The 14,822-nt window shown below is 60.4% G+C and carries 17 protein-coding genes; 7 read left to right on the top strand and 10 right to left on the bottom strand.

Annotated features, from left to right (window positions below; genetic code table 11):
• Window positions 1-28 precede the first annotated feature (28 nt).
• Window positions 29-2,134 carry a TonB-dependent siderophore receptor gene (locus tag ND528_RS24710; RefSeq protein WP_263471422.1) on the top strand — a complete coding sequence of 702 codons (2,106 nt, stop codon included), beginning with the start codon at window positions 29-31 and terminating at the stop codon, window positions 2,132-2,134.
• A gap of 12 nt (window positions 2,135-2,146) precedes the next feature.
• Window positions 2,147-2,866, top strand: coding sequence for a DUF4198 domain-containing protein (locus tag ND528_RS24715; protein ID WP_263471423.1), 720 nt, complete (start codon window positions 2,147-2,149; stop codon window positions 2,864-2,866).
• Window positions 2,867-3,079: 213 nt separating this feature from the next.
• Here ND528_RS24715 and hisC read toward each other — a convergent pair whose 3' ends face one another.
• From hisC to ND528_RS24765, 10 genes are all read right to left on the bottom strand, one after another.
• The gene (gene hisC, locus ND528_RS24720) at window positions 3,080-4,132 is read right to left on the bottom strand and encodes a histidinol-phosphate transaminase (RefSeq protein WP_263471424.1); all 1,053 of its coding nucleotides are present in this window, start codon (window positions 4,130-4,132) and stop codon (window positions 3,080-3,082) included.
• Window positions 4,133-4,135: 3 nt separating this feature from the next.
• A complete protein-coding gene (gene hisD / locus ND528_RS24725; RefSeq protein ID WP_056782950.1) occupies window positions 4,136-5,473 on the bottom strand; it encodes a histidinol dehydrogenase in 1,338 nt (445 codons plus the stop codon).
• Between the two features lie 127 nt (window positions 5,474-5,600).
• Window positions 5,601-6,236, bottom strand: a complete 636-nt coding sequence (gene hisG, locus ND528_RS24730; protein ID WP_016771668.1) for an ATP phosphoribosyltransferase — start codon at window positions 6,234-6,236, stop codon at window positions 5,601-5,603.
• Window positions 6,237-6,364: 128 nt separating this feature from the next.
• On the bottom strand, window positions 6,365-7,630 hold the full coding sequence (murA, locus tag ND528_RS24735) for a UDP-N-acetylglucosamine 1-carboxyvinyltransferase (protein ID WP_016771669.1): 1,266 nt from the start codon (window positions 7,628-7,630) through the stop codon (window positions 6,365-6,367).
• Window positions 7,631-7,652: 22 nt separating this feature from the next.
• Window positions 7,653-7,892, bottom strand: coding sequence for a BolA family protein (locus ND528_RS24740; protein ID WP_137215495.1), 240 nt, complete (start codon window positions 7,890-7,892; stop codon window positions 7,653-7,655).
• Between the two features lie 115 nt (window positions 7,893-8,007).
• Window positions 8,008-8,313, bottom strand: coding sequence for an STAS domain-containing protein (locus ND528_RS24745; RefSeq protein WP_263471425.1), 306 nt, complete (start codon window positions 8,311-8,313; stop codon window positions 8,008-8,010).
• A complete protein-coding gene (locus tag ND528_RS24750) occupies window positions 8,310-8,963 on the bottom strand; it encodes an MlaC/ttg2D family ABC transporter substrate-binding protein (protein WP_110603726.1) in 654 nt (217 codons plus the stop codon). The genes ND528_RS24745 and ND528_RS24750 overlap by 4 nt, the downstream gene beginning before the upstream one ends.
• Before the next feature lie 11 nt (window positions 8,964-8,974).
• Complete coding sequence (gene mlaD, locus ND528_RS24755) at window positions 8,975-9,442, bottom strand: outer membrane lipid asymmetry maintenance protein MlaD (RefSeq protein WP_016771673.1); 468 nt, start codon at window positions 9,440-9,442, stop codon at window positions 8,975-8,977.
• Window positions 9,442-10,239 (bottom strand): lipid asymmetry maintenance ABC transporter permease subunit MlaE, encoded by a 798-nt coding sequence (gene mlaE, locus ND528_RS24760; RefSeq protein WP_016771674.1) that lies wholly within the window; start codon window positions 10,237-10,239, stop codon window positions 9,442-9,444. Before mlaE ends, mlaD begins: the two co-directional genes overlap by 1 nt.
• A complete protein-coding gene (locus tag ND528_RS24765) occupies window positions 10,239-11,048 on the bottom strand; it encodes an ATP-binding cassette domain-containing protein (RefSeq protein ID WP_212615328.1) in 810 nt (269 codons plus the stop codon). Before ND528_RS24765 ends, mlaE begins: the two co-directional genes overlap by 1 nt.
• A 272-nt stretch (window positions 11,049-11,320) precedes the next feature.
• On the opposite strand from ND528_RS24765, the gene ND528_RS24770 reads away from it, so the two are divergent.
• From ND528_RS24770 to lptB, 5 genes are read left to right on the top strand one after another with little or no spacing between them, the layout of a single operon-like run.
• On the top strand, window positions 11,321-12,295 hold the full coding sequence (locus ND528_RS24770; RefSeq protein WP_041477981.1) for a KpsF/GutQ family sugar-phosphate isomerase: 975 nt from the start codon (window positions 11,321-11,323) through the stop codon (window positions 12,293-12,295).
• The gene (locus ND528_RS24775) at window positions 12,295-12,819 is read left to right on the top strand and encodes a KdsC family phosphatase (protein ID WP_212615327.1); all 525 of its coding nucleotides are present in this window, start codon (window positions 12,295-12,297) and stop codon (window positions 12,817-12,819) included. The genes ND528_RS24770 and ND528_RS24775 overlap by 1 nt, the downstream gene beginning before the upstream one ends.
• 8 nt (window positions 12,820-12,827) lie before the next feature.
• A complete protein-coding gene (lptC, locus tag ND528_RS24780; RefSeq protein ID WP_212615326.1) occupies window positions 12,828-13,400 on the top strand; it encodes an LPS export ABC transporter periplasmic protein LptC in 573 nt (190 codons plus the stop codon).
• Entirely contained in the window at window positions 13,387-13,932 is a 546-nt protein-coding gene (lptA, locus tag ND528_RS24785; RefSeq protein WP_016771679.1) for a lipopolysaccharide transport periplasmic protein LptA, read from the top strand. The genes lptC and lptA overlap by 14 nt, the downstream gene beginning before the upstream one ends.
• Entirely contained in the window at window positions 13,932-14,657 is a 726-nt protein-coding gene (gene lptB / locus ND528_RS24790; protein WP_024011621.1) for an LPS export ABC transporter ATP-binding protein, read from the top strand. The genes lptA and lptB overlap by 1 nt, the downstream gene beginning before the upstream one ends.
• Window positions 14,658-14,822 lie beyond the last annotated feature (165 nt).

Consider the following 14,822-nt stretch of genomic DNA (forward strand, 5'->3'; position numbering starts at 1 on the left):
TCAATTCTAGCAATTGGAACAACATAACATGTCGTCTCGCAAAAAGGCCTCGCTGTTGGGCCTGACTCTGGGTTTGCTCTGCGATCCCGCCTTCGCCGATGAGCCGCAGCCCGTTGAGCTCGAAGCCATCAGCGTCACTTCCGACTACGAATCACCCACCGGCCCGGTCAGCGGATATCGCGCGACTCGCTCGGCCAGTGCGACCAAAACCGACACGGCGATTCGCGATATCCCACAAGCCATCAGCGTCGTGCCGGCCAGTGTGCTCTCGGATCTGGGCAGCACCAGCGTTGAACGCGCGCTGGATTTTGCCGGCGGCGTGTCGAAGCAAAACAACTTCGGCGGCCTGACCCTGTACGAATACAGCGTGCGCGGCTTCACCACCTCGGAGTTCTACAAGGATGGTTTCAGCGCCAATCGCGGTTACCCGAGCACGCCAGATGCGGCCAATATAGAACGCATCGAAGTGCTCAAAGGCCCGGCCGCCAGCCTGTACGGCCGGGGTGATCCCGGCGGCACGGTGAACATCGTCACCAAGAAACCGCAGCCTGAAGCGTTCACCACTCTGCAGACCAGCGCCGGCAGTTGGGACCGCTACCGCACCGCGCTGGACGTCAACACGCCCCTTGATGATCAGGGCAATGTGCTCTCGCGCATCAACCTCGCCGTGGAAGACAACAAAAGCTTTCGCGACCACGTCGACAGCCAGCGGGTATTCGTCGCGCCTTCGATCAGTTGGCAGTTGAACCCGGACACCTCGCTGCTGGTGGAAAGCGAAATCGTCCGTCACAACTCGACGTTCGATCGTGGCGTGGTGGCGCCGAACAACAAGTGGAGCGGCGTATCGCGCTCGACGTTCTTGGGCGAGCCCAACGACGGCAACATCGACAACCACAACAACCTGCTCCAGGCCACCCTTGAGCACCATCTGAACGACAGCTGGAAACTGCGTCTGGCCAGTCACTACAAGGAAGGCAAACTCTGGGGCGACGCCACGGAACAACGCGCGCTGAACGCCGACGGCCACACGGTCAATCGCCGCTTGCGCGAACGCGATACGAGTTGGCACGACAGCATCACCCAACTGGAACTGCGCGGTCTGTTCGACCTCGGCCCGTGGCAGCACGAATTGCTGATCGGCACCGAGTACGAGAATTACCGCAAGGACGAACGCGTCACCACCATTGCTGGCGGCCCCTACGCCATCGACATCTATAAGCCGGTTTACGGTCAGCCTAAGCCCAACGACGCACGCTCGGGCACCGACTTCTTTGAACACGTCGAAAGTCATGCGCTGAATCTGCAGGACCAGATCATCATCACCGACAAGCTGCGCGGCATGGTCGGCGCGCGCTTCGAGCATTTCGATCAGCGCATCGACGATCACAGCCGCAACGCCAAAAGCCAGCAGCGCCACGACGCACTGACTCAACGCGCCGGCCTGCTCTATCAGCTCACGCCGAACACCGGCCTGTTCGCCAACGCCTCGACCTCGTTCAAACCGAACAACGGCCTGGATGCATCGGGCAAATCCTTCGACCCGGAAGAAGGCGTCGGTTACGAAGTGGGGATCAAGAACGAGCTGTTCGATGAGCGGGTGAGCAACACCCTCTCCTTCTTCCACATTGACAAGGAAAACGTTCTCGCCCTCGATCCGGGCACCGACACCAGCCGCGCCATGGGCAAGGCGCGCAGTCAGGGTTTCGATTGGCAAGTGAGCGGTCAGGTGACCGACGCAGTGCGGGTGATCGGCGCCTTCGCCTACATCGACGCCGAGGTGACCAAGGGCGACGCGACCATTCCTACCGGCAGCCGCATCCTCGGCGTGGCTAAACGCAGCGGCAGTCTGCTGGGTGTTTATGAATTTCAGGATGGCCATCTGCGCGGTTCAGACGTCGGTGCAGCGTTCACCTACGTCGGTGATCGTTCGGGCGAATCCGGCAGCGACTTCGAATTGCCGGCCTACCAGACCGTCGACTTGCTCGCGCATTACAAGGCAAGCGACAACGTCACGCTCGGCCTGAATCTGAACAACATCTTCGACGAGAAATACTACGAGCGCTCCTACAGCAACTACTGGGTCAACCCCGGCGAGCCACGCAATTTCACTGTCAGCCTGACACTCAACCTGTAAAAGGACGTCACCATGCACTACGGCAAATCCCTTCTGCTCATCGCTGCGCTGTTCACCGGTCAGGTGTCAGCCCACGGCCTGTGGACAGAGGAACGACGCGGCAACATCGAAGTGATCTACGGCCACGGCGCCGAAGACAACGCCTTCAAGGCGCAGAAAATCAGCGGTGCCTGGGCTTATGACGCAAGCGGCAAAATGATCCCGGTCAGCGTCGAGCGCCTGGCCGATCATGCCCGTTTGAAACCATTGAAGCCGCCGGCGCTGATGGCCGTGGCGCTGAACAACGGCATGTGGTCGCAGACGGCGGACAAGAAGTGGATCAACGAAGGACGCAGCAAAGTACCCGGCGCCACCGAGGCCACGCAGACGTTCAAGTACAGCCTGGCGATTTATCAGCCAGGGGCGAAGTTGCCGAAACTCGATCAGATCAAACTGCTGATCCTGCCGGAGGTCGATCCGTTGACGGTCGGGCCGGGTAAATCGTTACCGGTGCGGGTGCTGCTCGATGGCAAACCGGCGGCGGGGGTGAAGTTGTATGGCGACTATCGCAGCGCGCCAAACACCCTGAGCACCGAGACCGACAAGGATGGGCGTGCGCAGGTGCTGGTGCGTAATGAAGGGTTGAATGTGATTGCGGCGCAGGTTGAAGTGCCGGTGAAGGACAGTGTGGATGTGGAAAGTAGAGGTTTGTTTACCTCACTGACCTTCCTTGGCGAGCCGCATCACGAGTGAGCAAGGGTCGTTTTCAAAATCCATGTTCGATCTGAATACCATCCCCCTCACCCCAGCCCTCTCCCCCAAGGGGGCGAGGGGGAAAGGGAGCCGATCTGTTTGCTTTTCAACACTGGAGTTCGACTCGGTATCTCACGTCGGTGCAACTCTAAAGTGCGCCTCGGTCAGTCCCCTCTCCCTCTGGGAGAGGGCTAGGGTGAGGGGCTTTTGCTTTTAGAGGTCGCCAAGGCCGTTGATCAACGCCTGATTCTGCTCAGGCGTCCCCACCGATATCCGCAGGAACTGCGCAATCCGCTCCTGCTTGAAGTGCCGCACGATCACGCCCTGCTCGCGCAGCTTGGCCGCCAGGCCCGCCGCATCATGCTGCGGGTGGCGAGCGAAGATGAAGTTGGCCGCCGACGGCAGCACTTCAAAGCCCTTGGCCTGCAACTGCGCCACCACCCATTCGCGGCTCTCGATCACCTGACGACAGGTCTTGTCGAAATACTCGCGATCGGCAAAAGCCGCCGCCGCGCCGACAATCGCCAGACGATCCAGTGGATAGGAGTTGAAGCTGTTCTTGATCCGCTCCAGCGCTTCGATCAGGTCCGGATGCCCTACCGCCAGACCGACACGCAGGCCGGCCAGCGAGCGTGACTTGGACAGCGTCTGCGTCACCAGCAGATTCGGATAGCGGTCCACCAGAATGATCGCCGTCTCGCCGCCGAAGTCGATGTACGCCTCATCCACGACTACGACCGAATCAGGACTGGCCTTGAGGATTTGCTCGACCGCGTCCAGCGCCAGCAGGCATCCGGTCGGGGCGTTCGGGTTGGGGAAAATGATCCCGCCATTCGGTTTGGCGTAATCGGCCGGGTTGATCTGGAACTGCGCATCCAGCGGCACCGCGTCGAATTCAATGCCGTACAGACCGCAGTAAACCGGATAGAAGCTGTAGCTGATGTCCGGGAACAGCAGCGGCTGATCGTGTTGCAGCAAGCCGTGAAAGATGTGCGCGAGCACTTCGTCCGAACCGTTGCCGAGGAACACCTGACTGGTTTGCACGCCGTAATATTCGGCAACGGCGTTTTTCAGCAGATCACTGTTCGGGTCCGGATACAGGCGCAGGTTGTCGTTGAGCTCGGCTTGCATCGCCGCCAGCGCTTTTGGCGACGGGCCATACGGATTTTCGTTGGTATTGAGCTTGACCAGTCTGGTCAGCTTCGGCTGTTCGCCCGGCACGTAGGGCACCAGATCCTTGACGAACGGGCTCCAGAATTTACTCATCGCTCAGTTCCCCTGCCCTTTCAGAAAGTCTTGGTCTTTGATGCGGTATTCGGCGCTGCGTGCGTGGGCGCTCAGCGATTCACCACGGGCCAGTACCGATGCAGTTTTGCCCAGCTCGGAAGCGCCGGCCTCGGAGCAGAAGATGATCGACGAGCGCTTCTGGAAGTCGTAGACGCCCAGCGGCGAGGAGAAACGCGCGGTGCCGGAAGTCGGCAACACGTGGTTCGGGCCGGCGCAGTAGTCGCCCAACGCTTCGGAAGTGTGGCGGCCCATGAAGATCGCACCGGCGTGGCGGATCTGCGGCAGCCAGGCTTGTGGATCAGCGACCGACAATTCCAGGTGTTCCGGGGCGATGCGGTTGGCGACTTCGATGGCCTGGGCCATGTCGCTCACCTGAATCAGCGCACCTCGGCCATTGATCGAAGTTTCGATGATGGTCGCGCGGTCCATGGTCGGCAGCAGTTTGTCGATGCTCGCGGCCACCTTGTCGAGGAACTCGGCGTCGGGGCTGACCAGAATCGCTTGCGCGTCTTCGTCGTGCTCGGCCTGGGAGAACAGGTCCATGGCAATCCAGTCCGGATCGGTCTGGCCGTCGCACACCACAAGAATTTCCGAAGGGCCGGCGATCATGTCGATGCCGACCTGGCCGAACACATGGCGCTTGGCCGTGGCCACATAGATGTTGCCCGGGCCGACCACTTTATCGACGCGCGGCACGCTTTCGGTGCCGTACGCCAGGGCGGCAACCGCTTGCGCGCCGCCGATGGTGAACACGCGGTCGACACCGGCGATGCAGGCAGCGGCCAGCACCAGCTCGTTGATTTCACCGCGCGGGGTCGGCACGACCATGACCACTTCGGTCACGCCGGCCACCTTGGCCGGAATCGCGTTCATCAATACCGACGACGGATACGAGGCCTTGCCGCCCGGCACGTAAAGGCCTGCGCGATCCAGTGGCGTGACCTTCTGGCCCAGCACTGTGCCGTCAGCCTCGGTGTAGCTCCAGGAATCCTGCTTCTGTTTTTCGTGATAGCTGCGCACGCGGGCGGCGGCTTTTTCCAGAGCCTCGCGTTGCGGCACAGTGATGCGGGTCAGGGCCAGTTCAAGGCGCTCGCGCGGCAGGATCAGGTCGGCCATCGAGGCGACTTCAAGACCGTCGAACTTCTGGGTGAATTCGACCAGCGCCGCGTCACCGCGCTCGCGCACAGCCTTGATGATGTCGAGCACGCGCTGATTGACCGAGTCGTCAGACACACTTTCCCAGCTCAGCAGATGATCCAGATGATGCGCGAAATCCGGGTCAGCAGCGTTGAGTCGGCGAATTGCAGTCGGTGCGGTCATAGCGAGAGCCTCATAGGAATTGGCAAAAAAACTCAGGCGCCCGAAACTAGCATTCGATCCGCTTGGGCACCTGAGAATTCTGGCTATGAGGCGGATAGACGGCGCGGCCTCGGGCCGCGCTGGTAGATCAGCCGCGGTGTCGCGATTCCACTGCGTTGCGCAGGGTGTCGATCAACGCCTGGATTCGGGCGTGCTGCATTTTCATCGAAGCCTTGTTGACCACCAGACGCGAGCTGATCGTGGCGATCAGTTCCTGTGGCTCCAGGCCGTTGGCGCGCAGGGTGTTGCCGGTGTCGACCACGTCGATGATCTTGTCGGCCAGGCCGATCAGCGGCGCCAGCTCCATCGAGCCGTACAGCTTGATGATGTCGACCTGACGGCCCTGCTCGGCGTAATAACGCTTGGCAACGTTGACGAACTTGGTCGCCACGCGCAGACGGCCCTTGGGCTCGGCCGCGCCGATCTTGCCGGCGGTCATCAGCTTGCACTGGGCGATCTGCAGGTCCAGCGGCTCGTACAGGCCCTGGCCGCTGTATTCCATCAGCACGTCCTTACCGGCGACGCCGAGGTCGGCCGCGCCATGCTCGACATAGGTCGGCACGTCGGTGGCACGCACGATCAGCAGACGCACGTCGTCCTGGGTCGTGGGAATGATCAGCTTGCGGCTCTTGTCCGGATTCTCGGTCGGCACGATGCCCGCTTCAGCGAGAAGCGGCAGGGTGTCGTCAAGGATGCGGCCCTTGGACAGTGCGATGGTCAACATGGGAAACGTCAGTCCTTATCAAGGTACTCATGCCCGGTCGCAATCGGCGCCGGACACACATCGAGGGTGCGTACACCCTCGACTCGAAACGAATTCAGTGGACACGTCCTTGTGTCCCGATGCAGCGGTCAGCCCGGAACGCGGCGGATCTTGGCACCCAGCATTTGCAGTTTTTCTTCGATGCACTCGTAACCACGGTCTATGTGGTAGATGCGGTCGATCAGCGTGTCGCCTTCGGCAACCAGCGCCGAAATCACCAGGCTGGCCGATGCGCGCAGGTCGGTGGCCATGACTGGCGCGCCCTTGAGCTTCTCGATACCGGTGACGATGGCAGTGTTGCCTTCAACCTGGATGTGCGCGCCCATGCGGTGCAGTTCGTACACGTGCATGAAACGGTTTTCGAAGATCGTCTCGATCACCGCACCGGTGCCTTCGGCAATGGCGTTGAGCGAGATGAACTGGGCCTGCATGTCGGTCGGGAACGCCGGGTACGGCGCGGTGCGCACGTTGACCGCTTTCGGGCGCTTGCCGTGCATGTTCAGCTCGATCCAGTCTTCACCGCAGGTGATTTCCGCACCGGCTTCACGCAGCTTTTCCAGCACCGCTTCGAGGATGGTCGGATCGGTGTCCTTGACCTTGACGCGACCACCGGTGACGGCAGCGGCGACCAGGTAGGTGCCGGTTTCGATACGGTCAGGCATGACCTTGTAGAACGCCGAACCCAGACGCTCGACGCCATCAATGGTGATGGTGTCGGTGCCAGCACCGGAAACCTTGGCGCCCATGGCATTGAGGAAGTTCGCCAGGTCGACCACTTCAGGTTCGCGAGCGGCGTTCTGCAACACGCTGCGGCCTTTGGCCAGTGCAGCGGCCATCATGATGTTCTCGGTACCGGTCACGCTGACGGTGTCGAAGAAGAAGTGTGCGCCGCGCAGGCCGCCTTCAGGCGCCTTGGCCTTGATGTAGCCGCCTTCGACGTCGATGACCGCGCCCATGGCTTCCAGACCGCGGATGTGCAGGTCGACCGGACGCGAACCAATGGCGCAACCGCCAGGCAGTGCGACTTCGGCTTCACCGAAACGCGCGACCATCGGGCCGAGCACAAGGATCGACGCGCGCATGGTTTTCACCAGTTCGTACGGCGCGATCAGGGTCTTGATGGTACGTGGGTCGATTTCGACGCTGAGCTTCTCGTCGATCACCGGCTCAATGCCCATGCGCCCGAACAGCTCGATCATGGTGGTGATGTCGTGCAGGTGCGGCAGGTTGCCAACGGTAACCGGGCCATCGCACAGCAACGTCGCGGCCAGAATCGGCAGGGCGGAGTTCTTCGCGCCGGAAATGCGGATCTCGCCATCGAGACGAGCGCCACCGGTAATAATCAATTTATCCATTAGTATCTCGACGCCCTAGGGCTCAGGTGCGCTCGGCCCAGGCCGTGCTGCTGAAAAATTTCATAGTGACCGCATGGATGCTGCCATCGACGATCCATGGGTTCAAATGGGCATAGACCTGCTGCTGACGCTTCACCGGGCTCAACGCCGCCAGTTCATCGCTGATCACGTTCAGCTGGAAGTTGCAGCCTTCGCCTTCAACTTCTACCAGCGTTCCTGGCAGCTTTCCTTCAAGGAAGCTCTTCACTTCTACGGCCTGCATGCTCAACCTCAATCGGCGCCCTGTGCGCACGGGTCGGACATCATACAAAAAAGCCCCGCGCCTGCGAACCCCGCAACGCAGGACTCTGACGGGGGGCTTCTTTATAGATGCTGGTTCAGGGATGCGCCAACAGCTCGGTCAGTTCACTGACCTGAGCGATTTCGCGCATGTCTTCGGGCATCGCGCGGATGCTGACGGCCTTGCCGGCCGCCTGTGCATCACGCATGAAGCACAGCAGCAACGACAGGCCGACGCTGCTGGACTTCTGCACCGCCGAACAATCGATGACCAGCGCCGACGCCTTGCTCGACTTGATCAGCGCCTGTCCTTCCTTGCGCAGCTCAGGCGCGGTGCGGTAATCCAACACGCCGCTGAGCACCAGCTCGTCGACATCACTCATACGAACTGCCGCCTCACTCATTGCGCTGGCTTCGCGGCGGCTTTGTCGGTTTCCTGCTTGGCCTTGGCCACTTCACCGGCCCAGCCATCGATGGTCTTGTCCAGATCGTTGCCATTGCGCTGCATGGCGTCGGCGAACTGGTCACGGAACAGCTTGCCGATGTTGATGCCGTTGATGATCACGTTACGCAGCTTCCACTCGCCGCTGATCTTCTCAAGCGTGTACTGCACCGGATAGATCGCGCCGTTGCTGCCCTTGACGGTCATGTTGACGCTGGTGCGCTCGCCCGATTCGTCTTTGGCCGGGTCAACGGTGATGCCCTGGTTGTTGTATTCCAGCAGAGCGTTACCGTAGAACTGGAACAGACCACGCTTGAAGTTTTCCTGAAAGCGCTGCATCTGCTCAGGCGTGGCCTTGCGCGAATACTTCACGGTCATGATGCTTTTGGAGATGCCCTCGGCATCCACCACCGGGCCGACAATGTTGTTCAGCGCCGCATAGAAATCCTGCGGATCCTGCTTGTACTTCTCTTTGTTTGCCTGCAAGTCGGCAAGCATCCGGTTCGTGGTGTCCTGAATCAGGTCATGAGCCGATTGCCCCGGTGCAGCGTTAGCCATCAACGGCAGGGCCGCGAGCAACACCAACAGGCCACGTCGCAAGATAGAGATCATTCAAAAGCTCCTCATTTGGCGTCTTTGCTAACGGTATTGAGCAGGAATTTACCGATCAGGTCTTCCAGTACCAGTGACGACTGCGTGTCGTGGATGGTTCCACCGTCTTTCAACTGGGTGTCTTCACCGCCGACGCTGATACCGATGTATTTCTCGCCCAGCAGACCCGCGGTGAGGATAGACGCTGTGGAATCGACCGGCAGGTTGTCGACCTTCTTATCCACTTGCAGCGTGACCCGACCGGTGAAGCTGTCGCGATCCAGATCGATAGCGGTGACCTTGCCGATGGTCACACCGGCCATGGTCACTTTGGCTCTGACCGTCAGACCGGCGATATTGTCGAAATACGCATACAACTTGTAAGTGTCGGTGGACGAAGTCGGAGACAGGCCGCTGACGCGCAAGGCGAGCAGCAGCAAAGCCAGGATCCCTGCCAGCAGGAACAGGCCGACACCGATTTCCAGGGTGCGGTTTTGCATCAGAAATCTCCAAACATCAAAGCGGTCAGAATAAAGTCCAGGCCGAGCACTGCCAGCGAGGCAAACACCACGGTCTTGGTGGTGGCACGACTGATCCCCTCGGAAGTGGGCTCACAGTCATAGCCTTGGAATACGGCGATCCAGGTCACCACAAAGGCGAAAACGACACTCTTGATCACGCCATTGAGCACGTCACTGGTGAAATTCACGCTGTTCTGCATGTTCGCCCAGTACGAGCCTTCATAAACGCCCAGCCAGTCGACTGCGACCCACGAACCGCCCCAGATGCCGACGACGCTGAAGATCATCGCCAGCACCGGCAGGGAAATGAAGCCGGCCCACAGGCGCGGGGCAATGATGTACTTGAGCGGATCGACACCGATCATTTCCAGGCTGGACAACTGCTCGGTGGATTTCATGTTGCCGATCTCGGCGGTCAACGCCGAACCGGCGCGCCCGGCAAACAGCAACGCGGTGACAACCGGCCCCAGTTCACGCAGCAGCGTCAGGGCGACCATCTGCCCCACCGCCTGCTCTGAACCATAGCTGGAAAGAATGCTGAAGCCCTGCAACGCCAGGACCATGCCGATGAAAATGCCGGAGACCACGATGATCACCAGCGACATGACGCCGACCGAATGCAGCTGCTTGACCAGCAGGCCGAAACCACCGCTGATACCGCCACGGCCCAGCAGGGCGTGAAACAGGAACAGGGTCGCCCGACCAAACACCGCGACCGCGTCGATCGCCGATTCGCCGAACCGACGCACGCGTTCCATCAATGAAATTCTGCGCATCAGCGCTTCCCCAGAAGATCTGCGCGGTAATCCGTCGCTGGAAAGTGATACGGCACCGGGCCATCGGGATCACCGGTCATGAACTGGCGGATACGCGGGTCATCGGATTTCATCAGCTCATCCGGTGTGCCTTGGCCCAGCACCTGACCATCGCCCACTACATAGATGTAGTCGGCAATGCTCGCGGTTTCTGCAAGATCGTGCGAGACCACGATGCTGGTGATGCCCAGGGCATCGTTGAGCAGGCGGATCAGGCGCACCAGCACGCCCATGGCGATCGGGTCCTGGCCCACGAAGGGCTCGTCGTACATGAGAATCTGCGGATCGAGGGCAATCGCCCGGGCCAGCGCCACGCGGCGCTTCATGCCGCCGGACAGTTCGTCCGGCATCAGATCGATGGCGCCACGCAGACCCACTGCCTGCAATTTGAGCAGGACGATGTCGCGGATCATGTCTTCCGGCAGTTGCGTGTGCACCCGCAGCGGGAAGGCCACGTTCTCGAACACATCAAGGTCAGTGAACAGCGCACCGCTCTGAAACAGCACGCCCATGTGCTTCCGCGCATCGAACAGATCACTGCGCGACAGCGTCGGCAGATTCTGCCCGTTGACCCAGACTTCACCGCTGGACGGCCGCAACTGTGCGCCCATCAGGCGCAGCAGCGTGGTCTTGCCGCAGCCGGAAGGCCCCATGATGCCGGTGACCTTGCCGCGGGGGATGCGGATATCGACGTTATTGAAAATGCTCCGCGCACCGCGCTTGAAGGAGACTCCCTTCAGCTCGACCGCGTAGGCGTTATCGGCACTCATCTAAACTCCTTGCGATGCAGCCTCTCACTGGGATGCCAGACTTTCCTCGGAAACACCTGCATCCCGGGCAGGCCGAACTGGCGGCGAACTATATCACTGCAAAGGCTGAGCGCCCAAGCGAGAACCCGGCCAGAATCGCCGACACATGAGGGTCGCAGCGACTTTCAGAGTGTTTTGGTAACCAGTAATGACAAAGCACGACGAACTTGCGTGAGGCTTTGCCACATAACCGCTATAATCGCCGCCTTTTCATCGGCCCATACGATTCTGACATGAGCAAAACCCGCGACCTGATTCAGTCGGCACAACGCACCATCCGCCTCGAAGTGGAAGCCGTCCAAGGCTTGATGGCCCATATCGACGCCGATTTCGTACGCGCTTGCGAGATGATTCTGGCCAGCAAGGGCCGCGTCGTCGTGGTCGGCATGGGCAAATCCGGGCACGTCGGCAACAAGATCGCCGCCACCCTGGCCAGCACCGGCACCCCGGCGTTTTTCGTGCATCCGGCCGAAGCCAGCCATGGCGACATGGGCATGATCACCCGCGACGACGTGATTCTGGCACTGTCGAACTCCGGCTCGACCAACGAAATCGTAACGCTGCTGCCATTGATCAAACGCCTGGGCATCCAGTTGATCAGCGTTACCGGCAACCCGCAGTCGCCCTTGGCGAAGGCCGCCGAGGTCAATCTCAATGTGCATGTCGAGCACGAAGCCTGCCCGTTGAATCTGGCGCCGACTTCTTCTACTACTGCAGCACTGGTCATGGGCGATGCCCTCGCCGTGGCCTTGCTGGAAGCGCGTGGTTTCACCGCTGAAGACTTTGCCTTCTCGCATCCGGGTGGCGCCCTTGGCCGTCGCCTGCTGCTGAAAGTGGAAAACGTCATGCACGCCGGGCAGGAGCTGCCGCAAGTACAACGCGGCACCCTGCTCAAAGACGCGCTGATGGAAATGACCCGCAAGGGTCTGGGCATGACCGCTATTATTGAAGCCGATGGCAAGCTCGCCGGGATCTTCACTGACGGCGATCTGCGCCGCACCCTGGATCGTGCCATCGACATTCGCAGCGCCACCATCGATCAGGTGATGACCGCCCACGGCAAGACCGCCCGGCCCGACATGCTCGCCGCCGAAGCCCTGAAAATCATGGAAGACCATCGAATCAACGCCCTGGTAGTCGTCGACGAGGAGGATCGCCCGATCGGCGCCTTCAACCTCTCCGATCTGCTGCGCGCAGGAGTCATGTAATGAGCAACGATCTGCTGCAACGCGGCAAAGCAATCAAACTGGCAGTGTTCGACGTCGACGGTGTGCTCACCGACGGCCGCCTGTACTTCCTCGAAGACGGCAGCGAGTTCAAGACCTTCAACACCCTCGACGGCCAGGGCATCAAAATGCTGATGAATGCCGGCGTGCAAACGGCGATCATCAGTGGCCGCAAAACCCCGGTGGTCGAGCGCCGCGCGAAAAACCTCGGCATCCCGCACCTGTTTCAGGGGCGCGAAGACAAACTGGTGGTGCTCGACGGCCTGCTCGGACAACTGGGCCTGAGCTATGAAGAAGTCGCCTATCTCGGTGACGATCTGCCAGACTTGCCGGTAATCCGCCGTGTAGGGCTGGGCATGGCGGTGGCCAACGCTGCCGACTTTGTCCGCGAACACGCCCACGGGGTTACCCGCGCCCGCGGCGGCGAAGGTGCCGCCCGCGAATTCTGCGAATTGATCCTGCGCGCCCAGGGCCGCCTTGAAGCGGCCAACGCCGCGTACCTGTGAGCCTGACCATGTTTAGCAAAAAGTTTCGCAACTTCCTGCTGTTCGGCTGCATCGCGGCGATTTTCGCTGCGGTCGGCTATTGGAACATCAGCCCGGAACGCTTCCTCGACAAGCCACCGCTTTCGGCGGCCGAGAATCCGATCGACTGGTACGCGACCAACACGCATACCATTCAGTACCTGCCCGACGGTAAGGTGCAGTACGAGATGACTTCCGACAAGGCCGAGCACGTCAAGGCTACCGATATCACCCTGGTGACCAAGCCTGATTTGAACATGTACCGCGGCACCGACTTCCCATGGCACGTGACCAGTGAGCGCGGCGAAGTGAATTCGGGCGGTACCGAAGTGGAATTGATCGACTCGGTACGCGTACAGCGCACCGACGAGAAACAGCGCGGCACCCTGATCACCAGCACCCGCATGACCGTGTTCCCGCAGCAGGAATATGCGCAGACTGCGCAACCCGTTAGAATCGAGGGCGCTGGCGGTGTATCGACTGGCGTCGGAATGAAAGCGTACCTGAAGGAAAGCAGGATACACCTGCAATCGAACGTAAGAGGACAGTATGAGGCTCGTTAAAACCCTCCCTATTTTGCTCAGTCTGGGCGCAGCACTGGGAAGCGCGAGCGCCTGGTCCCTGCCGAACGATCAGCAGCAGCCTATCCGCATTCAGGCCGACGACGCGCAACTGGACGACAAGAATGGCATCGCCACCTATAAAGGTGACGTGATCATTACCCAGGGTTCGATGATCGTCAAAGGCAACACAGTGACCATGACTCGCGCGCCCAATGGCGACATCGACGTGGTGACCTCGGTGGGCAACCTGGCTTACTTCGAGCAGCTGCAGACCCAGGGCGACGCCAACCCAGTCAAGGGCTACGGCGTGACGATTCAATACCACGCCCAGCAGAACCGGGTGGTGCTGATCGACAAGGCCAAGGTTATCGACAAGGATAACAACGTCACCCAGGGCGAAAAAATCGTCTACGACACCGTGAAGAAACTGGCCAGCGCCGGTCGCGCCACGGGCAGCAAGGTCACCGAATCGCGTCCGCGCATCGACATGGTGATCCAGCCGAAGAAGAAAACCGAAGAGAAATCCCAGTAATGGCAACTCTGAAAGCTCAGCACCTGGCCAAGGCCTATAAAAGCCGCCAGGTCGTGCGTGACGTCAGCCTGTCGATCGACAGCGGGCAGATCGTCGGCCTGCTCGGTCCGAACGGCGCCGGCAAGACGACCTGTTTCTACATGATCGTCGGCCTGGTGCAGGCGGATCAGGGCCGCGTGCTGATCGATGATCTGGACGTCAGCCATCAGCCGATGCACGGCCGCGCCAAGGCCGGTATCGGCTATCTGCCGCAAGAAGCGTCGATCTTCCGCAAACTGTCGGTCGCCGACAACATCATGGCGATCCTCGAGACCCGCCCGGAACTCGACAAGGCCGGCCGTCGCAAGGAGCTGGAAAGCCTGCTGCAGGAATTCCACATCAGCCACATCCGCGACAACCTCGGCATGAGCCTGTCCGGTGGTGAACGCCGCCGAGTGGAAATTGCTCGCGCGTTGGCCACTGCGCCGAAGTTCATCCTGCTCGACGAACCGTTCGCCGGTGTCGACCCGATCTCGGTCGGCGACATCAAGCAGATCATCCATCACCTCAAGGCCAAGGGCATCGGTGTGCTGATCACCGACCACAACGTCCGTGAGACGCTGGACATCTGCGAAACCGCTTACATCGTCAACGACGGTCAACTGATCGCTGAAGGCGATGCCGAAACCATCCTGGCCAACGATCTGGTCAAGGAAGTGTATCTGGGTCACGAGTTCCGCCTGTAAGCGCGACAGCGCTGTATCGATTCAAGGCGCATTTATCCGCTTTAATTGTTACAGCGCTCTAGGCAAACACTTCAGTTTCAGGCATATAATTTGCTTAAGTTTGGCGCTTCGGCGCCCTGTAGTGGATGGCGCAAAGCGCCGGCGAATAAGGTGTTAAGCCCCTGC

This window comes from Pseudomonas mercuritolerans (genome assembly GCF_025706525.1).
GTDB lineage: Bacteria > Pseudomonadota > Gammaproteobacteria > Pseudomonadales > Pseudomonadaceae > Aquipseudomonas > Aquipseudomonas mercuritolerans.